At 38.2% G+C, this 25,019-nt stretch carries 26 protein-coding genes; 18 read left to right on the top strand and 8 right to left on the bottom strand.

The genetic code is table 11. The annotated features are described in order from the left end of the window. Window positions 1–6: 6 nt before the first annotated feature. Entirely contained in the window at window positions 7–441 is a 435-nt protein-coding gene (locus F3G98_RS01455; RefSeq protein ID WP_223231285.1) for a ribosomal maturation YjgA family protein, read from the bottom strand. 333 nt (window positions 442–774) lie between these two features. Between F3G98_RS01455 and F3G98_RS01450 the strand changes: the two genes are divergently transcribed. Continuing rightward, window positions 775–2,442: an anaerobic C4-dicarboxylate transporter gene (locus F3G98_RS01450; protein ID WP_149725651.1), complete on the top strand. Its 1,668-nt coding sequence runs from the start codon at window positions 775–777 to the stop codon at window positions 2,440–2,442. A gap of 44 nt (window positions 2,443–2,486) precedes the next feature. Here the strand turns inward: F3G98_RS01450 and flhB are convergent, their stop codons facing one another. Next, window positions 2,487–3,560: a flagellar biosynthesis protein FlhB gene (gene flhB, locus F3G98_RS01445; RefSeq protein ID WP_103612126.1), complete on the bottom strand. Its 1,074-nt coding sequence runs from the start codon at window positions 3,558–3,560 to the stop codon at window positions 2,487–2,489. Between the two features lie 143 nt (window positions 3,561–3,703). On the opposite strand from flhB, the gene F3G98_RS01440 reads away from it, so the two are divergent. From F3G98_RS01440 to rpmA, 3 genes are all read left to right on the top strand, one after another. Continuing rightward, entirely contained in the window at window positions 3,704–4,666 is a 963-nt protein-coding gene (locus F3G98_RS01440; protein WP_149725650.1) for a hypothetical protein, read from the top strand. A 107-nt stretch (window positions 4,667–4,773) separates the two neighbouring features. Beyond that, window positions 4,774–5,088, top strand: coding sequence for a 50S ribosomal protein L21 (rplU, locus tag F3G98_RS01435; RefSeq protein ID WP_002942523.1), 315 nt, complete (start codon window positions 4,774–4,776; stop codon window positions 5,086–5,088). A gap of 11 nt (window positions 5,089–5,099) precedes the next feature. After that, entirely contained in the window at window positions 5,100–5,357 is a 258-nt protein-coding gene (gene rpmA / locus F3G98_RS01430; RefSeq protein WP_002942569.1) for a 50S ribosomal protein L27, read from the top strand. 48 nt (window positions 5,358–5,405) lie between these two features. Here rpmA and F3G98_RS01425 read toward each other — a convergent pair whose 3' ends face one another. From F3G98_RS01425 to uvrA, 4 genes are read right to left on the bottom strand one after another with little or no spacing between them, the layout of a single operon-like run. Then, on the bottom strand, window positions 5,406–6,512 hold the full coding sequence (locus F3G98_RS01425; RefSeq protein WP_149725649.1) for a glycosyltransferase: 1,107 nt from the start codon (window positions 6,510–6,512) through the stop codon (window positions 5,406–5,408). Between the two features lie 3 nt (window positions 6,513–6,515). Beyond that, entirely contained in the window at window positions 6,516–7,790 is a 1,275-nt protein-coding gene (locus F3G98_RS01420) for an O-antigen ligase family protein (protein WP_149725648.1), read from the bottom strand. Then, a complete protein-coding gene (locus F3G98_RS01415) occupies window positions 7,787–8,869 on the bottom strand; it encodes a glycosyltransferase family 4 protein (RefSeq protein ID WP_103607830.1) in 1,083 nt (360 codons plus the stop codon). Before F3G98_RS01415 ends, F3G98_RS01420 begins: the two co-directional genes overlap by 4 nt. Window positions 8,870–8,914: 45 nt before the next feature. Then, a complete protein-coding gene (gene uvrA, locus F3G98_RS01410) occupies window positions 8,915–11,743 on the bottom strand; it encodes an excinuclease ABC subunit UvrA (RefSeq protein ID WP_103607831.1) in 2,829 nt (942 codons plus the stop codon). Between the two features lie 173 nt (window positions 11,744–11,916). Between uvrA and F3G98_RS01405 the strand changes: the two genes are divergently transcribed. The 14 genes from F3G98_RS01405 to F3G98_RS01340 all read left to right on the top strand — a co-directional run bounded on the left by F3G98_RS01405 (window position 11,917) and on the right by F3G98_RS01340 (window position 24,018). Further along, window positions 11,917–12,201: an NADH-quinone oxidoreductase subunit I gene (locus tag F3G98_RS01405; RefSeq protein ID WP_002942606.1), complete on the top strand. Its 285-nt coding sequence runs from the start codon at window positions 11,917–11,919 to the stop codon at window positions 12,199–12,201. Between the two features lie 102 nt (window positions 12,202–12,303). Beyond that, the gene (gene ndk, locus F3G98_RS01400; protein ID WP_087584078.1) at window positions 12,304–12,717 is read left to right on the top strand and encodes a nucleoside-diphosphate kinase; all 414 of its coding nucleotides are present in this window, start codon (window positions 12,304–12,306) and stop codon (window positions 12,715–12,717) included. Window positions 12,718–12,731: 14 nt separating this feature from the next. After that, window positions 12,732–13,091 carry a DUF177 domain-containing protein gene (locus F3G98_RS01395; protein WP_002942543.1) on the top strand — a complete coding sequence of 120 codons (360 nt, stop codon included), beginning with the start codon at window positions 12,732–12,734 and terminating at the stop codon, window positions 13,089–13,091. Between the two features lie 11 nt (window positions 13,092–13,102). Continuing rightward, window positions 13,103–13,249: a 50S ribosomal protein L32 gene (rpmF, locus tag F3G98_RS01390; RefSeq protein WP_002942540.1), complete on the top strand. Its 147-nt coding sequence runs from the start codon at window positions 13,103–13,105 to the stop codon at window positions 13,247–13,249. A 3-nt stretch (window positions 13,250–13,252) separates the two neighbouring features. Continuing rightward, window positions 13,253–14,242, top strand: coding sequence for a phosphate acyltransferase PlsX (gene plsX / locus F3G98_RS01385; RefSeq protein WP_103598196.1), 990 nt, complete (start codon window positions 13,253–13,255; stop codon window positions 14,240–14,242). A 3-nt stretch (window positions 14,243–14,245) separates the two neighbouring features. Beyond that, window positions 14,246–15,253, top strand: a complete 1,008-nt coding sequence (locus F3G98_RS01380) for a beta-ketoacyl-ACP synthase III (protein ID WP_149725647.1) — start codon at window positions 14,246–14,248, stop codon at window positions 15,251–15,253. 198 nt (window positions 15,254–15,451) lie between these two features. Continuing rightward, the gene (locus F3G98_RS01375; protein WP_002942572.1) at window positions 15,452–16,051 is read left to right on the top strand and encodes a peroxiredoxin; all 600 of its coding nucleotides are present in this window, start codon (window positions 15,452–15,454) and stop codon (window positions 16,049–16,051) included. Window positions 16,052–16,173: 122 nt separating this feature from the next. Continuing rightward, a complete protein-coding gene (locus tag F3G98_RS01370) occupies window positions 16,174–17,256 on the top strand; it encodes a PilZ domain-containing protein (RefSeq protein ID WP_149725646.1) in 1,083 nt (360 codons plus the stop codon). Between the two features lie 8 nt (window positions 17,257–17,264). Further along, window positions 17,265–19,553, top strand: coding sequence for an ATP-binding protein (locus tag F3G98_RS01365; protein WP_103607834.1), 2,289 nt, complete (start codon window positions 17,265–17,267; stop codon window positions 19,551–19,553). A gap of 59 nt (window positions 19,554–19,612) precedes the next feature. Then, a complete protein-coding gene (gene plsY / locus F3G98_RS01360; RefSeq protein ID WP_103607835.1) occupies window positions 19,613–20,224 on the top strand; it encodes a glycerol-3-phosphate 1-O-acyltransferase PlsY in 612 nt (203 codons plus the stop codon). Next, the gene (locus F3G98_RS01355; protein ID WP_002942574.1) at window positions 20,221–20,547 is read left to right on the top strand and encodes a dihydroneopterin aldolase; all 327 of its coding nucleotides are present in this window, start codon (window positions 20,221–20,223) and stop codon (window positions 20,545–20,547) included. The genes plsY and F3G98_RS01355 overlap by 4 nt, the downstream gene beginning before the upstream one ends. 76 nt (window positions 20,548–20,623) lie before the next feature. Then, window positions 20,624–21,295 carry a homeostatic response regulator transcription factor HsrA gene (hsrA, locus tag F3G98_RS01350; protein ID WP_002942555.1) on the top strand — a complete coding sequence of 224 codons (672 nt, stop codon included), beginning with the start codon at window positions 20,624–20,626 and terminating at the stop codon, window positions 21,293–21,295. Between the two features lie 38 nt (window positions 21,296–21,333). Beyond that, a complete protein-coding gene (locus tag F3G98_RS01345; RefSeq protein WP_188116971.1) occupies window positions 21,334–22,551 on the top strand; it encodes a sensor histidine kinase in 1,218 nt (405 codons plus the stop codon). A gap of 3 nt (window positions 22,552–22,554) precedes the next feature. Continuing rightward, entirely contained in the window at window positions 22,555–24,018 is a 1,464-nt protein-coding gene (locus F3G98_RS01340; protein ID WP_103607836.1) for a Ppx/GppA phosphatase family protein, read from the top strand. Window positions 24,019–24,389: 371 nt separating this feature from the next. Here F3G98_RS01340 and F3G98_RS01335 read toward each other — a convergent pair whose 3' ends face one another. Both F3G98_RS01335 and F3G98_RS10710 read right to left on the bottom strand, forming a co-directional pair. Further along, entirely contained in the window at window positions 24,390–24,728 is a 339-nt protein-coding gene (locus tag F3G98_RS01335) for a M15 family metallopeptidase (protein WP_103607837.1), read from the bottom strand. Window positions 24,729–24,732: 4 nt separating this feature from the next. Beyond that, on the bottom strand, window positions 24,733–25,019 hold a 287-nt coding region (locus tag F3G98_RS10710), incomplete at its 5' end, for a hypothetical protein (protein WP_223231284.1).

Genomic DNA, 25,019 nt, shown 5'->3' with positions numbered 1-25,019 from the left:
ATAAATTTACTGCGCTTTGCTTTTTTGCATAGATAAATTTTCAAACACGTAAGCCAAAATGCAGCCAGCTAAATAGCAAATAATGTCCGTCAAGTCAAATGTCCCACCAAAAATTATCCGTAATATTGAGCTTTTCACACCTAAAATTTCAAGAATTTTGAGGTATTGTAAGGCTTCTATAAAAAGTGAAATGGCAAAGACAACAATGGCTAAATTTATAGGAGCTACCCTAAATATAGCTCGCCCAAACGCATAAAGCATCGCAGTAGCTAGCACATCGCCGATATAGTGCCTTATAAAACCGCCTTTTATAAAGATAGCGATGTAAATTTCTATCGCCAAAATAATAACGCCGATCACCGCCCAACCTACTCTTATTTTTTGGCTAAACTCATCTTTTTTTATAGGCAAATTTATAGTTTCTTTAGCATCTTTTTTCAAATTTATCCTTTTAAATTTATCTCGCAGATTTTAACACAGATAAAAAATGCTTCTCAGATTTTAGGATTATATAAAATAAAACTTAAATTTTTTTATTAATAATTTTTAAAAACAAAGTATGAAAAATTTAGATTTTATAGTTTATACAAAGTAAAATTTATAAATTTCAAAAGAGTGGTAATGATGCAGAATTTTAGACCAAAACCACCTAACACAAGCTTTTATCTAATGCAAAACTCTCGCTTTTGTCAAATTAATCTTAAAATATAAGTTTAATCTCAATTCATAAGAGATATAATCAACATTAAATTTACATTTAACTTAGGAGGTTTCATGGATTTTCTCATGAATTTAAGTGAAGGCGTGCAGTTTGCTATCCAGCTTCTCATCGTCCTTATCTGTTTGTTCTACGGAGCTAAAAAAGGCGGTATAGCACTTGGTATGCTAGGCGGTATCGGTCTTATAGTTCTCGTTTTTGGATTTAACATTGAGCCTGGTAAGCCTGCCATCGATGTTATGCTAACCATTCTTGCTGTCGTTGTGGCAAGTGCTACACTTCAAGCTAGTGGCGGTCTTGACGTCATGCTTCAAATAGCAGAAACCATACTTAGAAAAAATCCAAAATATGTAAGTATCTTAGCTCCATTTGTAACATGTACGCTTACTATTTTATGCGGAACTGGACACGTTGTTTATACCGTGCTTCCTATCGTTTATGATATCGCTATCAAAAACGGCATCCGCCCAGAGCGTCCAATGGCTGCAAGCTCTATCGCTTCACAAATGGGTATCATCGCTAGCCCAGTTTCAGTCGCTGTTGTAACCCTTACTAGCTTTCTTATCAATGCTAAAACTCACTTAGCTGGCTTTGATGGATACTTGGACCTTTTAAAGATCACTATCCCATCAACATTTTGTGGCGTTCTGGCTATAGGAATTTTTAGTTGGTTTAGAGGCAAAGACCTTGATAAAGATGAAGTCTTTCAAGCAAAGCTTCAAGACCCTGAGTTTAAAAAATACGTTTATGGCGACAGCGCAACACTTCTAGGCAAAAAACTTCCTATGCACCAATGGGCTGCAATGTGGATATTTTTAGGATCTATCCTTGTAGTCGCACTTCTTGGATACTTTAAAGATCTTCGCCCAAGCTGGCCTACCTATAAAGACGCAACAGTCGTTCAAATAGTAGCAAACCTTCCAACTGAGCAAAAAGTCTTAAAAACCTTAAAGATAAAAGATGCCAGCATCCAAACTGAAGCTGCTGAGCTAAAAGTTTCAAACGACAAGCTAAACTCAAATCAAAAAGCTCAATCAGTCAAAATCATCGGCAAAGATGCAAATCAAACTCTTACTCGCACAGCTGATGGTGCAGTAACATATATAAATGAAAAAGGCGCAAAAGAGGAATTTCAAGGCGCTTATATCAACATAAGCAACAAACTAGCCTCTTCAAAGAGCCTAAGCATGGTTCATGTTATCCAAATTTTCATGCTTTTAACAGGTGCCATCATCTTGATATTTACTCCAACAGATGCTAGCAAGATCGGTAAAAACGAGATATTTAGATCAGGTATGATCGCTCTTGTTGCGGTATTTGGTATCTCTTGGATGGCTGAGACTATGTTTGCAGTACATACTCCGATGATGAAAGAAGCTCTTGGTGGCATCGTAAAAGAGCACCCTTGGACCTATGCGGTTATGCTACTTATCATCTCTAAATTTGTTAACTCTCAAGCTGCAGCCTTGGTTGCGTTCGTGCCATTAGCACTAAACATCGACGTTAACCCTGCTGTAATCCTAGCCTTTGCGCCAGCTTGCTATGGATACTACATCCTACCAACATACCCAAGCGACCTTGCGGCTATTCAGTTTGATAGAAGTGGCACGACACACATCGGTAAATTTGTTATCAACCACAGCTTCATCTTCCCAGGCCTTATCGGCGTTATAGTCTCTTGTATATTTGGCTATATCTTCGCTACTGCGTTTGGCTATCTATAATAGATAAATTTCTTGCTGCCTTTTGGTGGCAAGAAATTTCTTCATCAAAGCTTATCTTTAAATTTCTGCTTATTACTCATATAAACAAAGCTTAGCACTTCAGCCACAGCCCTAAAAAGGTGCGCTGGTATCGTATCATCGACCTCACAAACTCTATAAAGTTCCCTTGCAAGAGGTGGATTCTCATAAATTTGCACTCCATTTTCAACCGCTACCTTTTTTATCTGAAGCGCTAAGAAATCAACCCCTTTAGCAAGTATTATCGGTGCTTCATCGCGGCTTTTGTCGTATCTGATCGCCACGGCGTAGTGAGTTGGATTTGTGATGACGACGTCAGCTTGTGGGATATTTTGCATCATTCGCCGCTTAGCTGCACGCATTTGTGCTTGGCGGATCCTGCCTTTTACCTGTGGGTCGCCCTCCATCTGCTTATACTCGTCCTTGATCTCTTGCTTGCTCATACGAAGGTCTTTAAAATACTGAAAACGCACGATAAGCAGGTCAGCAAGACCGATCACAAAAAGTATAAAAAGCATGACGCTAACTAAGATGATGAGTTTCTCTTTTAGCCACGCAAGCTGGTCAAACATAGAGAAAAAGAGCGTGTGCGGAAGCTCTTTTATAAACTGCAAGAAAAAGTAAAATCCAACGCCAAAGACGATGCTTACTTTAACGACGATCTTGACGCTCTCGATCGCCTTTTTCATAGAAAATAAATTTTTTAGCCCTTTTAGCGGATTTATCTTGCCAAAATTTGGCGTTATGGGCTTTGTGGTAAATATAAAGCCAAACTGCATTACATTTGCGATTATACCGGCAACCGCGACGCAGATGCAAACTGGCAGGATCATCAAAAGCGCCCTGCCAAAGGTATTTACAACGATCATTTTTACCGTTGGCAAGGTCAGTGGCTGACCGATAAATTTAGAGTAGTAGATGTAAAGCGAGATGACCTGATCTTTCATAAAATTTAGCATCGCAAGCAGCACGCCAATAGCTATAACTAGGGTCACAAAGCCTGATAGATCCTGACTTTTGGGGACGTTGCCGTCCTTTTTGGCGTCTTCTATCTTTTTGGGGGTCGCTTCTTCGGTTTTTTCCTGATCTTCGCCTGCCATCTTTGTCCTAAGCTCGCTTAAATTTGGGCGATTATAGCCAAAACAAGGTTAAAATATCCGCTAAATTTAACTTTTTGGAATTCAAAAAACTAAGCCCTTTTAGGCGTTTTTGGCTAAAATTAGCAAAAATAAGGAGACGCAAAATGTCATTTTTAGAAAGCTTGTTTAACATTTTTAGAGCCAAAAAACCACCAAAAAGCGACGAAGAGCTACTTTTAGACGAGTATGCAATGATTTACACCGAGATAGAAGAGAAAAATTTAAACGATTACGACTTTTTATGTGAGCTCATACGATTACTCTCTTTTTCAAGAGCCAGACGCTACGACTTTTGCCTTGAGAAGTGCCTAGCTGATGGCGACGCTGAGGCACTAAATGATCTTATCTTTCAATACGCTAAGCTAAATTTACTCCCAGGCTGCAGCGGCGGATATGACCAGTGTGAGAAGCTGATCCCTGCGTTTTTTGCTATCGCTTGTGGTGACACAGATAGCATGGCAAGTATCTTTCCAAAAGGCCTGCCACCTAGCAAAAACGGCTATAAATTTCTATGTGTTATGCATGATCTACTCACAGCGATACTTTGGCAAGATGAAAATTTGCTTGCCCCAGCCCTAGAAAAAGCACGCACTTTTGCGGACTCTAAAAAGCCGACAAACGAAAGAGAGGCGGTTAAATTTGTGCTTGCCATACACGAAAAAAATACGGCTGCCGCGAGCGAGCATTTGCAGAAATTTTGCTCCACTTTTGGCAGGACGGAGGCGCCTAAATTTGAAAAACGCCTCTACATCTTCGCGCACGGACTTCATGCTTTGGCGCGCTACTTTTTGCCATTTGAGCTCTTTAAAGAGATAAAGCTACCAAAAAACGAAAATTTCAGTAAATTTTACGCACAAAGGCTCTTTCAAAATGAAATTCCTAAGCCAAAACTTTATTTTGTTTTTCCGCCTGAATTTGAACTAATAAATATGATCTTAAGCGCACCAGTAGCCAAAACGCTGGTATATCAGCCACATTTGCCAAATGACAAAACCTTCTTTCTAGATCATACATCTATGATAAGAAATTTAGCCGATGAGATCATAAGATCAGGGGCATTAAAGTAGAATTTATAAACTTTTGGCTAATATTCACACCTTACAACCAACAAAGCTCCATAAATCTTTTGCAAAAAAGTGCTTTTTGGTCTTACCAAATTTTAGAAAGGTAGAGTATGTCAAAATACGCTATATTTAAGCATGGCGGTAAGCAATATCGTGTTAGCGAGGGCGAGTTCCTTAAGCTAGATCACTTTAGTGCTGAAGCTAAATCAACCGTTGAGATTACAGAAGTTTTAGCTGTAAATGACGGCGAAGTAAAGGTAGGTGCGCCATTTGTTAAGGGTGCAAAAGTTGTTCTTGAGGTCGTTAATGAAGGTAAAGACAAAAAAGTAGTTATCTACAAAAAACGCAGACGTAAAGACTCAAAACTAAAACGCGGCTTTAGAAGACAATTTACACGTGTAAAAGTCGTAAGTATCGCAGCTTAAGGAGATAAGATATGGCACACAAAAAAGGTCAAGGTTCAACCCAGAATAACCGTGATAGTATCGGACGCCGATTAGGTGTTAAGAAATTTGGTGGCGAGTTCGTTCGTGCTGGAAATATAATCATCCGCCAAAGAGGAACAGCAACTCACGCTGGAAATAACGTAGGTCTTGGCAAAGATCACACTATTTTTGCATTAGTCGATGGCTTTGTAAAATTTGAAAGACTTGATAAAAACAGAAAAAAAGTATCTGTTTATCCAGCTGCATAATCCTAGGGGCATTCGCCCCTTTTTTTCTTTTTAAATCCACTCAAAAATTTAATTTATCTTTTCTAATTCTTTGATTATTTTTATAGCTCTATTTTGCCAAGTATTTTTACTCATACTTTCATAGGCATTTTTTGAAATTTTATTTAGCTCTTCATTACCTAAAGTCTTTATATAGTTAAATTTTTCTTCTAAACTTTTTTCATCACCCGCTTCATATAAAAAACCATTTTCGCCATCTTTTACTATTTCAGCAACTGGTGGGAAATTTGGAGCTAAGACGACATTTGAATTTGCCATATATTCAAAAAGCTTTAATGGAGTGCTATAAAGCGAATAATCACTTTTTACACTAGGTATTATCAAAATAGTATTGTTTTCAATAAGACTTTTTACAACTTCATTTTGAGGTAGCAGTCCTTTAAAACATACCAAATTTTCAATCTCTCTTTCTTTAAGAGTGTTTTTTAAAGTCATAAAACTATTTCCACTATTTTTGCCATAAAGTTCTAGTTTTATACTAGTTTTTAAGGCAAAATCTAGCATCAAATCAAGGCCTTTCCATAACAAGAATGAGCCATAATAGTTTATAATTGAAAAATCAAAATCTTTCTTCTTAAAATCAGAATCTTGCTTACAACCATTATAAACAACTGCCGAATTTACTATTTGTAAGCCGAAAAATTTTCTAAGCTCGTTTAGCGTACTGCTATTGTGCGAAAATACAAAATCGGCATTTTGTAGTATCTCTTTTTCCATATCATAAAGTGCTTTGTTACCCAAAGTAAAACACTCATGCGCTTCAAATACAACCTTTTGATCGGGCATTTTATTTTCTAGTAAAAATTTAGCTATCTTTAAATGTCTCGTATAAAATATTGCGTCTTTATTTGAGTAGTTATTTATTATCTTTTTTAGAAAAAAATTAAAAATTTTATTACTTTTTAAAAATAGAATCTTTTTTCTTACAAACAATATGTCATTAGCTTTTAGCTTTAAAGCGAATTTCTCATTTACCTCATTTAAATTTAAAGGAGACTGCGGTAAAACCAGCTTAGCATCGCACATATTACTAAGCTCAAAAAATGTATTTAGTATTGCTATCTCTCTTGCATTACCTTGCGGAATTTGTTCTGGATATATGTAAAACAGTTTCATAAATCACTCCTTGTTTTTGCACAAAAATACTATAAAAAGACCAAGCATTACATAAAGATGAGTAAAATACATAGTTTCAAATAATCCCCTAAATATATAAGTGCAAAGTATGCTTCCAAATATTGCTATATAAAATTTGTTGTTTGACAAATACCTTTTAAAAGAAACAAAAAGCATATAAAAAACAAACGCAACAAAAAAAGCAGTACCTACTACACCGTAATGATAATACTGACCAATAAATACTGGCTCGTCATGATGCGGATACTTAGTTCCATCAGCGCCTACACCAGTTGGGCCAAGATCATCATTATTAACATTTTTGTCATTTAAAAATTTAGTATATTGTTTACCACCAAAGCCTATACCTATATAAGCTCTATCAGAGTTAAAAAGAAGCGGCAACCTCTTTGTTAAAATATCTCCTCTACCAGAAGTATAAAATCCTTGAGCAACTTTTAACTGCAAAAGCGTAGAGTTATGATAGACGCAAGTAGAGGCAGCAAGTAAAAATAGGCAAAATATCATGGATTTTTTATTTATAAGATTAATTTTTTCATTTTTAAAAGTTAGAGCCAACATAACCATCAAACTTAGAGCAAGTGCAAGCCATGAGCCCCTAGCACCTGTAAGCAAAATAAAAATTAAACTAACAATAATATTAAAAACTATGATAAAAAATTTGTAAAAATTATTTTTGATAAAAAATATTGAGACCAAAGAAAAAATAAATAAACTATCAAAAAAGCCTGCATAAAATCTATCTATAGGTTGCGTCCATTGGTCTTTTTCATTTTTTAAATTTAAAAGAGTGCCGTCTTCTATCCCTTTTACAAAAAAATGTATATTATCTATACTAAGTGCTGCAACCATAGCAAAAAATAACCATTTTGAGTTTTTATAGCTACCATCATGCCAAAGAAGAACGATAAAAATAAATATAAACGCTCTTTTAAATTCATGAAGAGCTGAAAGTGCTGCATTTTGCGTAGCATCATAAGGAAAAAATGATATGCCAAAAACATATAAATTTAAAAGCAAAAATAGCAACAAAATAGCTTTATTGTTCTTTGCATTGTTCTTTATATTTTGTATAACATTTTTAGTATCGACTGTAAAAAGGATCAATGTTAAAAATAGAGCTAAATATATGGCTAAATTTTTAATAGCAGTTATGTGTTCGTTATACTGACCTATTAAAAATAAAGATAAAAAAATTAAAATTGCTATATTTAAATATCTGGTAGCTTTTAGCTTTTCTTGAAAAAATCCTTTCATACCTCAACTAGCTCCTGTGCAAATTTTGACCACTCATACATGCCTTTTATACTCTCTCTTGGTCTTAAATTTTCTATATTTTCTAGCGTTAAATTTATCTTTTCTATCATGTCACTTTCATCAGAAATTTTAAATTTATACCCATTTACTCCGTCTTTTATGATCTCTTTCATGCCACCGTTTATGCTAACTACGCAAGGCTTATTAGCTGCTAATGCCTCAATGACGGTTATACCAAAAGCTTCATGGCCTATGCTTGGTTGCAAGTAGACATCGCAAGCGTTATAGTACTCATTTAGCTCATCATGTCCGATAGCACCAACAAAAATGACCTTTTGATTTAAGTTAAGCTTAGCTGCTAGTTCTTTTAAGCTTTGTAAATTTTCTCCATCACCAACTAGCATAAATTTGGCGTTTTTGATCTTGTCTATATTTTTTACCATCATGCCAAAGCCTTTCCAGCCAACTACTCTACCTACGCTTCCTATCAAAATTTCATCACTTTTTACACCAAATTTCTCTCTTGTCTTCTCTTTTAGTGATGCATCTGGATAAAACTTCTCTTTATCTACGCCATTATAAACGACTTTAACTTCTCTGCCATATCTTTCTCTTAAAATCTCCGCATTTGCGTCGCTAACGCTAATGATCTTATCTATAAATTTGATAAAAAATTTATCAAAAAAGTAAAAATCCTCACCACCGCTTACAAATACTGCTTTTAAATTCTTATCACGCCTCTTTAAAGCCCATGCAACAAAAAAATCAAATGGCTTATGCACAACCAAAATATCAAATTTCTCAGTCTCTAAAAATTTTCTGGCATTAAAATAAAAACTAACTCTTTCAATAAATTTTCTAAATCTATTGCCTATTTTTACGACCTTTTCTCTAGGGCAAAAACCAAACATCTTTAGATCAATGCTACTGTCTTTTAAAAATGCTGGTATAAATTTACCTCTGCCAGTACAAATGGTCACCTCGTGTTCTTTGATAAGCTCCTTTGCGACTGAGTAGTAAAATGTCTCAACACCGCCAATTTTTAGTGCAGTTGTCACGTTATAAAGCAATATTTTCAAAATTTATCCCTTAATTTTTTCATAATATTAGCATAAAAGCTGGTCTTATTTTTTCTTCATCTCTTCAAGCTCTTGCGCTAGGAATTCCCCTGTGTAGCTGCCAGTTTTTTTGTAGTTTTTAGCTACATCTTTGACGCTGCCACAAGCTATTACTTTACCGCCTTTTGCGCCGCCCTCTGGTCCCATATCTACGATATAGTCGCAGTTTTTGATGACGTCCATATTATGCTCGATCACAAAGACTGAATTTCCAAGATCGACTAGGTGATTTAGCACCTTAACCAGCCTATCAACATCGGCAAAATGAAGTCCCGTCGTTGGCTCATCAAGGATGTAAAGCGTATTTCCAGTGTCGCTTCTACTAAGCTCTTTTGCTAGCTTTACACGCTGCGCCTCGCCGCCACTAAGTGTGACTGCGTTTTGTCCAAGCGTGATGTAGCCAAGCCCCACGTCTTGCAGCGTAGTGAGCTTTGAAGCGATCTTTGGCACAGCCTTAAAGAACTCAACCGCCTCATCTATGCTCATATTTAGCACCTCGGCGATGTTTTTGCCTTTGTATAAAATTTCCAAGGTCTGAGCGTTATATCTAGCGCCATTACAAACGTCACAAACCACGTTGATATCAGGCAAAAAGTGCATCTCGATCGTGATCTCGCCCTCACCTTGGCACTTCTCGCAGCGCCCGCCTTTGACGTTGAAGCTAAAGCGCCCTATTTTATAGCCTCTAAGCTTGGCCTCTTTAGTCTGTGCAAATAAATTTCTTATCTCATCCATCACGCCAGTGTATGTCGCTGGATTTGAGCGTGGGGTGCGGCCAATCGGGCTTTGATCGAGATATATGACCTTGTCTAAATTCTCAAGTCCGCTTAAATTTACCCCAGCTATTTTTTTCACTTTTTTGGCTCTATTTAGCTGCTCCTGCGCCTCTGGGAGCAAGGTCTGAAGCACTAGCGAGCTCTTGCCAGATCCTGAAACGCCAGTGATGCCAACTAAATTTCTAAGTGGAAATTTAGCGGTTAAATTTGAGATATTGTTGATATTTACATTTGAAATTTCGAGCCACTTCTCAGCTTTTCTATTTTTTTGATAGTCGATCTTTTTCTTGCCATTTATGTATTGTGCAGTCTGAGTGTCTGAGCTTAAAAGCTCTTTTGCCGTGCCTGCAAAGACCACGCTACCGCCAAATTTACCAGCTCCAGGGCCGATATCTACGATATAGTCAGCCTCTTCTATCGTCTTTTTATCATGCTCGACGACGATCACGGAGTTGCCTTTGGCTTGTAAATTTCTAAGTGTTTTTATGAGCTTTAGCGTATCTCGCTCATGAAGTCCGATACTTGGCTCATCAAGCACGTACATGACGCCACTGAGCCCACTTCCTATCTGGCTTGCGATCCTTATACGCTGTGCCTCGCCACCGCTGATCGTCCTAGCATCACGCCCAAGTGATAAATAGCCAAGTCCCACGTCATACAAAAAGAAAAGCCTTTCGTTGATCTCTTTTAAGATGGGCTTTGCGATCGCCTTGTCGTAGTCGCTAAGATAGGCAAAATTTTTTTCGTTTGAGAAAAAAGCGGTGCAGTTTTCTATGCTCATATCTAAAATTTCACCAAGCCCAAGACCAGCGACCTTGACCGCTAGACTTTGAGGCTTTAGTCTGTGGCCGTTACAAGCGTCACAAATTTTCTCGCTCATATACTCGTCAAAGTCTTTGTAATCCTTCAAAAGTCCGTGTGAAATTTTAACCACTCCGTCAAATTTTCTAAGTAGTTTGTTTCGTTTCCAAAAGAACTCAACATCCTTGACGTTGCCGTATAAAACGAGCCTTTTTTCATCTTCACTAAGCTCGTAATATGGCTTTTTAATGTCGATCTTATTTTGCTCACAAAACGCAAGTAAAAATTTATAGTAATAGCTCATATTGTAGCCGTAAAGTAGCTTGATCGCACCGTTTTCTATCGACTTTTCTTCGTCGATGATCTTGCTCATATCTAGGCTATACCTTATACCAAGTCCGTCGCAGTGCTCGCAAGCGCCCTTTGGTGAGTTAAAACTAAAGCTTAGCGGCTCAAGCGGCGTAAATGAAATTTTGCAGTCAAAACAAGCCATGTGCTCGCTGTAATGTATAAAGCTCTCTTTTAAGCCCAGCTCGTCAGCATTTGCGATCTCTATCTCGACCTCACCAAAGCTCTCATTTAGCGCCTTTTCAACGTCGCTTGCAAGGCGTTCGTGATTTTGCTCATCAATAGCGATCCTATCAACGATGACCTTTATCGTATGTTTTTTTGTTTTTGCAAGCTCGATCTCCTCATCAAGCCTCACCACAACGCCATCTATCTGCGCCCTTACAAAGCCTTTTTGGCGTAAATTTTCGATCAGATCCGCCCATGTGCCCTTTTTCTCACGAACTAGCGGCGCATAGATGATCACTTTTGCGCCAAGTGGGAGCTTTGAAATTTCATTTATGATGTCGCTCGCACTCATTTTTGAGATAGGTTTGCCGCATTTATGGCAGTGCTGCACGCCAACCCTTGCGTATAAAAGCCTTAGATAGTCATAAATTTCAGTGATCGTGCCAACCGTTGAGCGCGGGTTTTTAGAGGTTGTCTTTTGATCGATCGCGATTGCAGGCGTTAAACCCTCTATCTTATCAACATCAGGCTTACCCACACGGTCCAAAAACTGCCTAGCGTAGCTGCTTAGGCTCTCCATGTACCTTCGTTGCCCCTCAGCATAGAGCGTGTCAAATGCTAGAGTGCTCTTGCCACTGCCACTAAGACCGGTAAAAACTACTAGTTTGTTTTTTGGAATTTCAAGATTTAAATTTTTAAGATTGTGCTCTCTTGCGCCAGTTATTTGTATATTATCATTCATTAAATTTATACGACCTTTTTAAAATTTTAATCTGTAAATTTAGTCTAAAAGTGATAAAAACTTTATAAAGCAGTTTAGAGAAATTAAGCGTGCTGTGAAAATTTAAGAGTATATTTATATCATTTTCAGTTTTTTTTGATATTCTACGCCAAAATTTTATTTAAGGAGAAAAAATGTCTGTAAAAATAACCGATATATGCATAAGCTGTGGTTCATGCATCGATGAGTGCCCAGTTTCAGCTATTGTTGATGATAGCGACAACCCAACTGGAGCAGATACATACTATGTTTATTCAAACAAATGCGTTGAGTGCGTAGGCTACAATGATGAGCCAGCCTGTGCATCTGCCTGTCCAACTGATGGTTGCATCGTTTGGGATGCCGTAGTAGCAGGACAACCTTCACGTGATCAAATCGGCGCTGACGCTCGCACTGGCAGCACTCCAGTTATCCAATAAATTTACAAATTTTAGGCTCAAATTTGAGCCTATTTTATTTTTAAGCTTTATTTGATATAATTGCCAACTTCATTTAAATAACCTAAATTTTAAGGAAAATTTATGCAAAGAACACTTTCTATTATTAAGCCTGACGCTGTTAAGAAAAATGTTGTTGGAAAGATTATAGATAGATTTGAAAGCAATGGCTTAAGAATCGCAGCTGCAAAGAAAATAAAACTTAGCAAATGCGATGCAAAAGCATTTTATGCAGTTCATAAAGATAGACCTTTCTTCAACGATCTAGTTGAATTTATGGTAAGCGGACCAGTTGTGGTTATGGTTTTAGAGGGCGAAAATGCAGTTGCTAAAAACCGCGAGCTAATGGGCGCAACTAACCCAAAAGAAGCAGCTCCTGGCACTATTAGAGCTGATTTTGCTGATAGCATTGACGCAAATGCGGTTCACGGAAGCGACAGCCTAGAAAACGCTGTAAATGAGATAAATTTCTTTTTTGCTTCAAGAGAAATTTGCTAATTTTGGACTAAAATTTGATTATTCCGTTTTCTAAAATAGCAAACAAAGAGATAAACTTTGAGCTAGTAAGAAACAATGATCTAGTTTTTAGTGGAATTTTAAAAAGAAAAGACCCTTTTTTGGTAAAATGCCAAGGTACTATAAAGGGCGAGATAAAATATATTTGTGATCGATGTGGTGATGAATTTATGCTACCTATCGATCAAGACGTAGAGCTAAATTTAAGTGATGGTGTCTATAAAGACAGAGAAAATGAGCTTAGCGATACAGTTGAATTTTTTGATGGCAATATTGATTTAAAAGAAGTTTTTGAAAGTGAGCTAGAAGCTTTTAAGAGCGATTATTTTTATTGTGAAAAATGTAAAAATTTATAAAGGAGAGTAAAATGGCAGTACCAAAGCGAAGAGTGAGTCATTCTCGTGCAGCAAAACGTAGAACACATTACAAAGTTACACTTCCAGTGCCTGTAAAAGACAAAGATGGTTCTTGGAAAATGCCTCACCGCATAAACAAAACAACAGGTGAATACTAAAATATGATTCGCATTGCTATTGATGCTATGGGTGGTGATTTTGGTGCAGAGCCTATAATATCTGGCGTTATTGAAGCACTGAAAGAGGCAGAATTTAAAGCTGTATTAGTTGGCGATAGCAATGCCATAAAACCACTCATCCCACAACCCTATTTAAAAAATATAGAATTTATAGAAGCTACCGAAGTCATCTCTATGGCTGACGGAGCGACAGACGCACTTAAAAGGAAAGATAGCACGATCTACAAAGCTGTTGAGCTTTTAAAAGATAAAAATGTTGATGCTGTCGTTTCTGCTGGTCACAGCGGTGCTACTATGAGCTTAGCTACATTAAGAGTTGGTAGATTAAAAAATGTATCTCGTCCAGCGATCGCAACACTTATGCCTAATTCAAAAGAGACAGCTACTTTGGTTTTGGACGTTGGTGCAAATGTTGATTGCAGAAGCGAACACTTGTTTCAATTTGCTATAATGGGTGAAGCCTACGCAAAAGAAATTTTAGGCAGAAAAGAGCCAAAAGTAGGTCTTTTATCAAACGGCGAAGAAGAGAGCAAAGGCAACGAGGTCAGCAAAGAAGCCTTTAAGCTGGTTTCTAGACTTGATAGCTTTGTTGGAAACGCGGAAGGCAATCAAATTTTTGATGGCAGCATTGATGTAATGGTTTGTGATGGTTTTATGGGAAATATCCTATTAAAAACGAGCGAAGGCGTTGCTGATGCTATAGGTAAGATCATCAAAAAGCAAGTTAAAAAATCGCCTCTAGCTATGGCTGGATCGGTGCTTATGAGAAAAGTTTTCAAAACTCTAAAAAAACAGGTCAGTTACGATGAGTATGGCGGCGCTCCGCTTCTTGGCGTAAATGGCTGCGTCATCATAAGCCACGGCAAAAGCAACTCAAAAGCCATAAAAAATGCAATCTTTCAAGCAATTAAATTTGCTAACTCAAATATAAATAAAGTTATAGAAGAAGAACTTTCACACTTTGCAAGGTAAAATATGCCAAAAGCTTCATTGATCTCCATTGCGTCATATGTCCCAGAAAAAATTTTAACAAATTTTGATTTTGAAAAAATGGTTGATACAAGCGATGAGTGGATAGTGAAGCGAACCGGTATAGAGCAAAGACATATCGCAACGACTGAGATAACAAGCGATCTTGGCACAAAAGCTGCCGAGCTAGCTATAAAACGCTCAGGGCTTGAAAAGTCACAAATCGACGCGGTAATCTGCGCTACGATATCTCCAGATCATCTTTGCATGCCTTCAACTGCTTGCAAGATAGCTTCAAATTTAGGATTAAATTTTGGCATTACAGCTTTTGATATAAGTGCGGCTTGCACAGGTTTTATCTATCTTTTGGAGCTTGCAAATTCTCTTATCGTAAGCGGTGCTAAAAAAAATGTCTTGATCATAGGAGCTGAAAAATTAAGCTCGATAGTTGATTATACAGATAGAAGCACATGCATACTTTTTGGTGACGGAGCAGGAGCAGCAGTGATAAGCGCTAGCGAAGAAAACGAGATCATCGACATCCACACTGCAAGCGATGGCAGACAGGCTGAGCTTTTGATAACTCCAGGATGTGGCAGTGCATTTCCAGCTAGCGATGAGACGCTAAAAAATAGGCTAAATTTCATCCACATGAGCGGAAATGAGGTCTTTAAGATAGCGGTTCAAACGCTTAGCAAAAGCGTGATAGAAATTTTACACGCAAACAAAATGCAAAGCGAAGATATCGACTTTTTCATACCTCATCAAGCAAATATCAGGATAATAGACGCCGTAAAAAATAGGCTAAATTTCACTGACGAGCAGTGCGTTTTGACAGTTGCAAAATACGGTAACACAAGCTCTGCTTCGATCCCAATGGCGATAAATGATGCTTACGAGGATGGACGCATCAAAAATGGCTCTGTTTTGCTTCTTGATGCATTTGGTGGTGGCTTTACTTGGGGTTCGGCGATACTAAAATTTGGCGGTAGAAATTTTAGCGATCTATTATAATTAACCGCTTCTATACCCAAAAACTCTAAATTTAATAAAATTTCTACGGCATCTTCTATAAATTTTAAAAAATTTCCATTCATTTTCAAATGCATATTAAAATTACAATGTTTTAAATTTCCAGATCTATTTAATTAGAATTTAAATTTTTATGGATATAATTTCGCAATCAATAAAATTTATTATTAAGGAGAAAAAATGTTAGTAACAAAAAAAGCACCTGACTTTACAGCTGCAGCAGTTTTAGGAAACAATCAAATCGTAAATGATTTCAACCTTTACAAAAACATCGGCGAAAAGGGCGCTGTTGTATTCTTCTATCCAATGGACTTTACATTTGTTTGCCCAAGCGAGATCATCGCATTTGATAAAAGATATGACGAGTTCAAGTCACGCGGTATCGAAGTTATCGCAGTTTCTTGCGACAACCAGTTCTCACACTTTGCATGGAAAGAGACTCCAGTAAATAAAGGCGGTATCGGCAAAGTTCGCTTCCCGATCGTAGCTGACATGACAAAATCAATCGCTCGTGGCTTTGACGTACTTTTAGAAGACGCTGGCGTAGCACTTCGTGGATCATTCCTACTTGACAAAGATGGCACAGTTCGCCACGCAGTTATAAACGACCTACCACTTGGCAGAAACATCGACGAGATGATCAGAATGGTAGATACTATGCTATTTACAAACGAGCACGGCGAAGTTTGCCCAGCTGGCTGGCACAAAGGTGACGCTGGTATGAAACCAAGCACAGAAGGTGTTGCTGACTACCTTTCACACAACGAAAGCAAACTATAATTATTCAAATTTCTAGGCAGCTTTGCCTAGAAATTTCCTCTCTACACAAATTTAAATATTTTTTTAATATAACTTTATATATGATAGCGATGTTTTAATAAATAACCTTTTTTGGAGACCCCATGGAGTTTAAGGGCAGGCAAGAACTTGTCGAAAATTGCGAGGATTGCATACTTGGTTTAAGAGCTAAATTTATAGATGAGGGTATCAAATTTTGCAGACAACTGACCCTTGTAGTGCCACACGAGCAGATGAAAATTTGCCTTGAGAGTATATTTGACGCGCTACTCATCCAAAAACCAAATGCCACACAAATTCGCGACGACTTAAACAGCCTTATACCAAAACTAAATGCAAAAGATGAGCTAGTAAATTTCTTGCTCTTAAATTTGACACTAAATTTTAGTCACGCCTGCAAAGATGCAGTCTATGTGGGCTACTTTGTAAATGCTGTCTCAAGGATGAAAGAAATTTTATATAACACCCAGGATCACCAAGAAGCCACCGTAAAAACGATGATCGATACTGGCTCATTTTTTTACGAAGATCCGATCAACACATTTACACGCATGAAAAATGCCAAGGTCCGCCCTGAGTTTTTAAATTTATACGACGGACTAAATATAAAATACGAAGCCGAAATTTTAGAAGTTAAAGAAGATAGCGTCGTTTTTCGCGTAGATATGATGCAAATTTTAGCCATGAAGCAAGATGGCAAGGGCTTTATCCTGCCAAACAGCTTCTTCTCAAAGCAACTTCGCGCCGACATCATCGACTATAATATCGCCGATAAAAGCGTCACTCTTTCAAATTTCTCGCGCACAGCGACCATGCATGCAAACAAGAGAAAATTCCAGCGCGTCTTGCCAAACCGCTTTACCAAAATTTCTCTAAAAGGAGAGCAAGGCGAGCTTGAAGGCAGCCTTTATGACATCTCAGAGGGCGGCATGAGCATATTAAGCTCGCAAGCTACAAATTTTAAAGACGGCGAAGAGTTAGAGGCAAATTTTGACATCATGCTCTCACCAGATGAAGTAAAAAACGTATCTTTAAAGCTAAAACTTGTCACAGAGCTAGCATACAAGGGCTACATCAGATACTGCATGCAGCTAGTCGATGATGACAAAACGATAAAAGACTTCACGCAAAAGCGCGTCAAAGAGACACTGGACGAGCTTCGCTCGCGCATAAATTTATACGAATAAGGCAATTAGTGAAAACCATACAAGAAAATTTAAAACTTTTTTACATCGGACTAAAAGATAAAGAGCCATTTTTTTATAAAAACAAAGACCTAACCACCCACGCAGCCATTATCGGTATGACTGGTAGCGGCAAAACAGGCCTTGGTATCACGCTTTTAGAAGAGGCCTGCATAGACAACATCCCCTCTATCATCATCGACCCAAAGGGCGATATCACAAATTTAGCCCTAACTTTTCCGCAGATGAGAGCGGAGGATTTTTTACCTTATGTCGATGAAGCAGAGGCAACAAACAAAGGTCAAAGCGTAGAGGAATTTGCCGCCTCTCAGGCCGAGCAGTGGAAAAACGGCATAGAGTCTAGCTTTCAAGACCTTGAGCGCGTAAAAATTTTAAAAGAAAGCGCTAGCTTTAACATCTACACACCAAAAAGCTCATCTGGCATAGGCGTGGCACTACTTAGCGACTTTGCTTGCCCAAATATCAATGACGAAGAAATTTTTAGCAACTATATAAATTCACTCGCAGCATCGGTGCTATCGCTTATTGGCATGAGTTCTGAGGATATGAGTTCAAAAGAACAGCTGCTAATATCCACTATATTTGAGAGCAAATTTAAAGAGCAAAAAGACGTCAGCATCGAGGAGCTCATAAATTTCATAGCAAATCCTCCGTTTAAAAAGATAGGCGTTTTTGACGTGGATACCTTCTATCCAAGCAGTGAGCGTCTAAAGCTTGCCATGAAGATAAACGCACTCATCGCAAGCCCAAGTTTTAAGGGCTGGACGCAGGGCGTTAGACTAGAAATTTCAAAGATGCTTTTTGACGAAAACGGCAAAGCAAAGTGCAATATCTTTACAATCTCACACCTAAATGACGCTGAGAGGATGTTTTTTGTCACCATTTTGCTAAACGAGATCATCGCGTGGATGCGCGGCACAGAGGGCACTAGCTCACTTAGAGCGATCCTATATATGGATGAAATTTTTGGCTTTTTCCCGCCAAACGCAAATCCGCCGTCAAAAACGCCTATGCTCACGCTCTTAAAACAAGCCCGTGCATTTGGTCTTGGCTGCGTCTTAAGCACACAAAACCCGGTCGATCTTGACTACAAAGGTCTTAGCAACATCGGCACTTGGTTCATCGGTCGCCTCCAGACAGCGCAGGACAAAGCCCGCGTGATCGACGGACTAAGCGGCATCGCAGGCTCAAACCTAGATAAAGCCTCACTTGAAAATCTCATATCAAATTTAGCAAAAAGAAATTTCTTACTCAAAAATATAAACGAGGACGGCTTAAACGTCATCTCCACGCGCTGGGCACTTAGCTATCTAAAAGGTCCGCTTAGCCGCGAGCAAATTTCAAATTTAATGAAAGATAAAAAAGAAAATTTAAGTAGCCAAAATGTAGATAAAAGCGAGATGAAATTTAGCGCAAAACCTATCATCTCAAGCGATATCACGCAGCTTTATACCAGCTCAAAAAGTCTCACACCAAATTTGCTTGCAAGCGCAAAGGTGAGAATTTATGACGCCAAAAAAGGCATTGATAGCGTTTGTGAGGTGAGCTACCTTTATGAGCTTAGCGAAAACGACAAAGAGCCAAACTGGAGTGAGGCTAGCGAAGGCATGCGCATTGATGCAAGCGAAAATGAGCCAAGCGGTGCAAGCTTTGCAGCTGTGCCAAATTTCATAACGAGCGCTAAAAATTTTGACGCTTTAGAAAAAGAATTTAAAGAGTTTTTATATAGAAATTTCAAATTTAACACCTTTGAGGCGATGGGAATTTACTCAAAAGAAAACGAGTCAAAAGAGGAGTTTTTCATAAGGCTTCAAGATAAGTGCAATGAAATTTTAGAGGAGCAAACCGCAAAACTCACGGCCAAATTTGAAAAAGAGCAAAAGAGCTTGCAAGATAAGCTAAACAAAGCCCTTGCAAAGCTTGATAAAGAGCAAAAAGAGATGACCACAAGCAGCCTTGACGCAGCTATAAGCATAGGCGCAAGTATATTTGGAGCGATATTTGGCAACAAGCTCTTATCTCGCCAAAATGCCGGCAAGATCGCCTCAAGTGCCAGAAGCGCAAACAAGGTCTTAAAAGAGCGAAGCGACGTCAAGCTTAGCGAGCAAAGCGTAAATGATATAAGCTTAGCCATAAGCGAGCTTGAAGAGAAATTTGCACAAGAGTGCGATGCTCTAAAAGAGGCAAATGATGTTAAAAACATCGCGATAAACGAAACGCAAATTTCGCCAAAGAAAAGCGACATCTACGACGAAAAAGTCGTGCTTTTGTGGAGATGATTTATAAAAAAATTAGTATTTTTTTAATATCATTTCTCTTTAAATTTAAAAGGTAAAATATGCAAAATTTAATACTTTATGCCGTTAGCTACCTGCTTGGCAGCATCCCATCAGGGCTCATATTAGCAAAAATTTTCGGACATGTTGATATAAAAAAAGAGGGCAGCAAAAGCATAGGCGCGACAAATGTTTTAAGGGTTTTAAAACAAACTAACCCAAAACTCGCCAAAAAACTAGCCATTTTAACCGTAGTTTGTGACGTTTTAAAGGGCGTTTTGCCACTTATCGTCGCCTCTTTGCTTGGAGCTAGCCAAAGCGTGCTTTGGACGATGGCAGTTTTAAGCGTTGCGGGACATTGTTTTTCTATATTTTTAGGCTTTCAAGGTGGCAAAGGAGTGGCAACCGGGGCTGGCGTGCTTGCATTTTTCTTGCCAGTTGAAATCATCATCGCTCTTGTAGTTTGGTTTTTGGTCGGTAAATTTTTAAAGATAAGCTCTCTAGCCTCGCTTTGTGCGCTGATAGCTCTCATCGCATCAAGCTTTATCATCCACCCAGAGCTTGATGAAATTTACACTCACGCACCGATACTTATCATCGCATTTTTGGTAGTTTATAAGCACATTCCAAATATCGTTCGCCTGCTTTCAGGCAAGGAGCAAAAAGTCGTATGAAAAGTGAAATAACAACGATTATTAAGGATTATAAATTTCAAACCGTTATCGGGATGTTTGACTTTGAGCGAGTTGCAAAGCAAGAGGTAAAAGTAAGCTTAGAATTTCGCTCAACTAGCTTGATTGATTATGTTTTGGTGGCTGATTTTATAAAAGAATTTTACAATGAGATGAAATTTCAAAGCGTAGAAGAGTCGCTAGAAGCGACCTGCAAAGCGCTAAAAGAGAGGTTTAGCTCACTTACTAGTTTGGATATGGAGATTTTAAAAACCGAGATTTTACCAAATGCAATTGTCGGTGCAAAAATCAGCACTGTTTTTTAAAAATTTATTAAAGTATCTTGAAATATTTCTTAATTTATGATACAATCGACCATAAATTTTAGTTTAAGGAAAAGAAATGCGTATTTTAATAGTAGAAGACGAAGTAACGCTAAATAAGACGATTGCTGAGGGGTTGCAAGAGTTTGGTTATCAGACAGATAGCTCTGAAAATTTCAAAGACGCTGAGTACTATATCGGCATCAGAAACTACGACTTAGTTTTGACTGACTGGATGCTTCAAGATGGCGACGGCGTTGATCTTATAAACATCATAAAACATAAATCTCCACGCACCTCAGTTGTAGTTCTTTCTGCAAAAGACGACAAAGAGAGCGAGATAAAAGCACTTAGAGCTGGCGCTGATGACTACATCAAAAAGCCATTTGATTTTGACATTTTAGTAGCTAGACTAGAGGCTAGACTACGCTTTGGCGGCACAAATATCATCAAAATAGACGAGCTTATCATCAACCCTGACGAAGAGAAGATCACTTATCTTGGCCGCGACATCGAGCTAAAAGGTAAGCCATTTGAGGTGCTTACTCACCTTGCAAGACACTCAGATCAGATCGTGTCTAAAGAGCAACTACTTGACGCTATCTGGGAAGAGCCAGAGCTTGTAACTCCAAACGTTATCGAGGTTGCTATCAACCAAATTCGCCAAAAAATGGACAAACCGCTAAATATTTCGACAATAGAAACTGTTAGAAGACGCGGATATAGATTTTGCTTTCCCAAAAAAGCTTAAGAAATAGATTTATACTGCAATTAGCATCTGGTGCGATGATGCTAATTGCCGTTGTTTCGGTGATGCTCTATCACTACATAAGAGTTACCGTTTTTCAAAGCGTAGTTAATGAACTAAATCAGCAAGCAGCAGACTACAAAAACAATCCACAAAATTTCAATCCTAACAATCTAAAAACTTTTACTATAGAAATCCCAAACAAAACTCTAGCCACCGTAAAAGTGGGCGAGCTTAAAGGTGAAAAGCCCTATCTTGTGATGCAAAAGATAAAAGATAAGAGTATAACCACTCTAACAACAAGGCTAGATGACAGTAGCTACTTAGTCCTAGAAAAAGAGACGACGCTTCAAAGCCAGATAGTTGAAGAAATTTTTATAGATATTATAATCGTAAACGTCACAGCGATACTTTTGGTGCTATTTTATGCACTATTTTTATCAAGAATGCTTTTAATACCTATAAAAATTTTAAGTCACAAGCTTACAAATTTAGATGAGAAATTTCTAAAAGAGATCGATATCAAAAGCTTGCCAGATGAGTTTTTGCCACTTGGTAATAGCATAAATAGGCTAATTACTCGCATACAAACTTTCGTCTTATACCAAAAAGAGCTCTTTGTAGGCGTTGCACACGAGCTAAAAACTCCACTTGCTGTCATGAAAACCAAAAACGAAGTTACGCTTTTAAAACCACGCGAGAGCGAAAAATATATAGAAGCGCTAAAATCAAACAACGAAGCGATCAACGGCATGAACGCTATGATAGGCTCAGTTCTTGAGATCGGTCGTCAAGAGGGCGCGCAGTTTGAAGAGCCAGTAAATACCGATGTGATCGCATTTTTAAAAAAACTAGGCAAAAACTACGAAGTGCTCGCAAAAGGTGAAGAAAAAAATCTCGCACTCGATCTAAAACCTGAAATTTTTAACCTAAATATCCAAACCAGCCTGCTAACTCACATCGTGCAAAATTTCGTCCAAAATGCTATCAAATTTTCTCCAAAGAATAGCACGATTACGATTAGCTCAAGGGTTGAAAAGAGCAAATTTATCATCGAGGTTGCCGACGAAGGCGTGGGCATAGACGAGAGCAAGGACTTGTTTGCTCCATTTAAAAGATACGGCAACAAAGGTGGTGCTGGACTTGGACTATTTCTAGCAAAAGGCGCAGCACAGGCACTTGGGGCTGAGATATCTATCAAAAATAGAGAGGGTGCAAGCGGAGCAGTTGCAAGCATCGTTTTAAATTTAAAAGGATAAAAAATGGCAAAGAGAACCGCAGTGATCGATCTTGGCTCAAATTCTATGCGTATGGCGATATTTGAGCGCACATCACGCTTAGCATTTTTTATACTAGCTGAATACAAAACCAAAGTGCGACTAGGCGAAGGCGGATACGGCTCAAACAACGAAATTTCAGAAGCTTCAATGCAAAAAGCGATCAAAGCTTTTGGCGAATTTGACAACATCATAAAAAGCTACAAATGCTCTAAAGTCCTATGTGTAGGCACTTCAGCACTTAGAGATGCTCCAAACTCAGGTGTTTTGATCTCTCTTTTAAGAAAAAAACTTGGCATAAATTTAAAAGTAATTGACGGCAAAGAAGAGGCTACTTTTGGAGCGATAGCGGCTAAAAATTTGCTTCACAATCTAGCCGAGTGCGTCACTATCGACATCGGCGGAGGCTCGACCGAGCTTGCTAGGATAAGTAACGGCAAGATAGTCGATGTCCTCTCGCTTGATATAGGCACAGTGAGGCTAAAAGAGCTATTTTTTGATAAGAAAAATTTAAACAAACTACCCAAATTTCTATCGCAGATCACGGCGCAGATAGATGAGCGATTTAAGTGCCCGAATTTAATAGCGATCGGTGGCTCTTTAAGAGCGATCTCATCGGCCATAATGAGCAAAAATTTATATCCGCTCTCATCACTGCATGGCTTTTGCTACAAGCTTAGCGACGAGCAAGCCTACATCGAGAGCATAGCAAATGTTAGCGTGCTTGAACTAAATAAATTCCCTATAAAAAAAGATAGATACGATACCATCAGAGAGGGCGCACATATATTTTTAGCCCTTGCCAAGGCGCTAAATGCCAAAAATGTCATCACAAGTGGCGTTGGCGTAAGAGAGGGCGTCTTTTTAAAAGACTTTTTGCGTCCAAGTCTTAAATTTCCAGAAAATTTTAACCCAAGCGTCAAAAGCCTGCAAGACCGTTTCATCCTCTCTTGCAACAAAGCCGTGGCAAGATACGCAAAGGACATCTTTGTGGCACTTAAAAAGCTTCATGGGCTAAATGAGAGCTATCTTGAGACGCTGCTAATTGCCGCAAAGCTTCACAACGTCGGTCAAGAGATAGGCTTTTACGGCGATCACAAAAACTCGGCTTATATCATACTAAATGCCCTAAACTACGGCTTTTCACACGAGCAAAAGGCACTAATAGCCGCAGTCATCGGCACAAATGGCAAGAAAAATATTTATGAGTTTGAAAAGTATAAAAATTTATTACCGAAGGCTGAGTGTGTAAGGTGGCTAAGCTTCATCCTTGCGCTAGCCAAGGCACTTGATATAACCTGTGAGAAGCTAAATTTAAGCTTTGAGTTTAGCGGCCACACACTAAAAATAGAGGGCGCAAAAGAATTTGCCATGGCAAAAGAAGAGATAAAAAAGATCGCAAAACCTGAAATTTTTGCCATTTCGTTTGTGCAGGATAAAAGTAGCTGACAATTTTAAAAATTTGCAAAAATAGATTTTTAGAAATTTAAATTTTGTTTCTTTGTTAAGTGAGAAGAGAGCTTGAATTACGGTCTGCATGCAGTTGCGAGCTTGCAAAAAAGCCGTCCCCCCCCTTTTTTTTAAAAATCCCCTGTCTGCTTGCAGTTACGAGACGAAGTCGAAGTAAAAACCCCTCGCACGTTCAAGGTGGCATGCTTCAGTGCTAAAGCACTACATGCATTTAAAAACCCTATGGCGAAAATTTCTTTATTTAGTCATCGTCAAGTAAAATTTTAAAATTTCATGAACGAGTAATTTCGGCTCTGATTTTAGTGGCAAGCTTTGCGAGACCTAGATTTTAAGATAAATGTCAAGAAATTTTAACAATTTCTTTCAAAGTGTGGCGTATCAAGAAAAGAACTAAAATTGCCACCCCAACGATTAAGACTATTTAGGCTCTCCCAGTAATTGCCTATTTCTTGTAAGTCTTGCTTAGATTGAAGCCATACGCCATTTTTAAAAATATGAAGATCAATAGCACAACGTTTCAAATGATTTGACTGCATCGTCTTGCTTTTGCCAGTATTATAGTATATTTCTTGCTGGGCTTGCGTCCTTTCAAGCTCGCCACCCCTTACAGAATAGCCGTTTATATGAAGATAGATCAAAAGCTTTTCAACATCACGCATGAACGCTTCTTGATTTTCGCCAAGTGTCATATTATTACTCCTTTTCAAGTTTTTTATTAATTGCTCTATCAATTATTGAATTTATCCACTCGGTGCCACGCCAAGAAACGAAGCCACTGAGAGCAAGAGAAACCTTAAAAGTATTTAAAAAATAAAAAAATATCTCATAGCTTATCCAGCAAAGAAACATAGAACTAAGAGAACTTAAAAGCAATGAAAGAATTTTATACTTTGCCTTTTTAAAATCAATATGATCTAAATTTAGAATAGAAGCGATAAAGCCTATAATAAAAACAACGATCAAATAATAATCATCTTTAT

The sequence above is a fragment of the Campylobacter concisus genome (assembly GCF_902460895.1).
GTDB lineage: Bacteria > Campylobacterota > Campylobacteria > Campylobacterales > Campylobacteraceae > Campylobacter_A > Campylobacter_A concisus_BC.
The sequence above is the reverse complement of the archived record's forward strand: the minus strand, read 5'-3'. Positions and strand labels throughout refer to the sequence as shown.

Excerpts from the sequence above, each read along its gene's own strand:
- F3G98_RS01440 (WP_149725650.1), top strand. The coding sequence starts at position 3,704 with ATGTCATTTTTAGAAAGCTTGTTTAACATTTTTAGAGCCAAAAAACCA.
- F3G98_RS01345 (WP_188116971.1), top strand. The coding sequence starts at position 21,334 with ATGCTAATTGCCGTTGTTTCGGTGATGCTCTATCACTACATAAGAGTT.
- F3G98_RS01450 (WP_149725651.1), top strand. The coding sequence starts at position 775 with ATGGATTTTCTCATGAATTTAAGTGAAGGCGTGCAGTTTGCTATCCAG.
- F3G98_RS01340 (WP_103607836.1), top strand. The coding sequence starts at position 22,555 with ATGGCAAAGAGAACCGCAGTGATCGATCTTGGCTCAAATTCTATGCGT.
- F3G98_RS01370 (WP_149725646.1), top strand. The coding sequence starts at position 16,174 with ATGGAGTTTAAGGGCAGGCAAGAACTTGTCGAAAATTGCGAGGATTGC.
- F3G98_RS01425 (WP_149725649.1), bottom strand. The coding sequence starts at position 6,512 with ATGAAACTGTTTTACATATATCCAGAACAAATTCCGCAAGGTAATGCA.
- rpmA (WP_002942569.1), top strand. The coding sequence starts at position 5,100 with ATGGCACACAAAAAAGGTCAAGGTTCAACCCAGAATAACCGTGATAGT.
- F3G98_RS01420 (WP_149725648.1), bottom strand. The coding sequence starts at position 7,790 with ATGAAAGGATTTTTTCAAGAAAAGCTAAAAGCTACCAGATATTTAAAT.
- F3G98_RS01335 (WP_103607837.1), bottom strand. The coding sequence starts at position 24,728 with ATGACACTTGGCGAAAATCAAGAAGCGTTCATGCGTGATGTTGAAAAG.
- rpmF (WP_002942540.1), top strand. The coding sequence starts at position 13,103 with ATGGCAGTACCAAAGCGAAGAGTGAGTCATTCTCGTGCAGCAAAACGT.
- F3G98_RS01375 (WP_002942572.1), top strand. The coding sequence starts at position 15,452 with ATGTTAGTAACAAAAAAAGCACCTGACTTTACAGCTGCAGCAGTTTTA.
- F3G98_RS01380 (WP_149725647.1), top strand. The coding sequence starts at position 14,246 with ATGCCAAAAGCTTCATTGATCTCCATTGCGTCATATGTCCCAGAAAAA.
- ndk (WP_087584078.1), top strand. The coding sequence starts at position 12,304 with ATGCAAAGAACACTTTCTATTATTAAGCCTGACGCTGTTAAGAAAAAT.
- plsX (WP_103598196.1), top strand. The coding sequence starts at position 13,253 with ATGATTCGCATTGCTATTGATGCTATGGGTGGTGATTTTGGTGCAGAG.
- hsrA (WP_002942555.1), top strand. The coding sequence starts at position 20,624 with ATGCGTATTTTAATAGTAGAAGACGAAGTAACGCTAAATAAGACGATT.
- F3G98_RS01405 (WP_002942606.1), top strand. The coding sequence starts at position 11,917 with ATGTCTGTAAAAATAACCGATATATGCATAAGCTGTGGTTCATGCATC.
- plsY (WP_103607835.1), top strand. The coding sequence starts at position 19,613 with ATGCAAAATTTAATACTTTATGCCGTTAGCTACCTGCTTGGCAGCATC.
- flhB (WP_103612126.1), bottom strand. The coding sequence starts at position 3,560 with ATGGCAGGCGAAGATCAGGAAAAAACCGAAGAAGCGACCCCCAAAAAG.
- F3G98_RS01355 (WP_002942574.1), top strand. The coding sequence starts at position 20,221 with ATGAAAAGTGAAATAACAACGATTATTAAGGATTATAAATTTCAAACC.
- uvrA (WP_103607831.1), bottom strand. The coding sequence starts at position 11,743 with ATGAATGATAATATACAAATAACTGGCGCAAGAGAGCACAATCTTAAA.
- rplU (WP_002942523.1), top strand. The coding sequence starts at position 4,774 with ATGTCAAAATACGCTATATTTAAGCATGGCGGTAAGCAATATCGTGTT.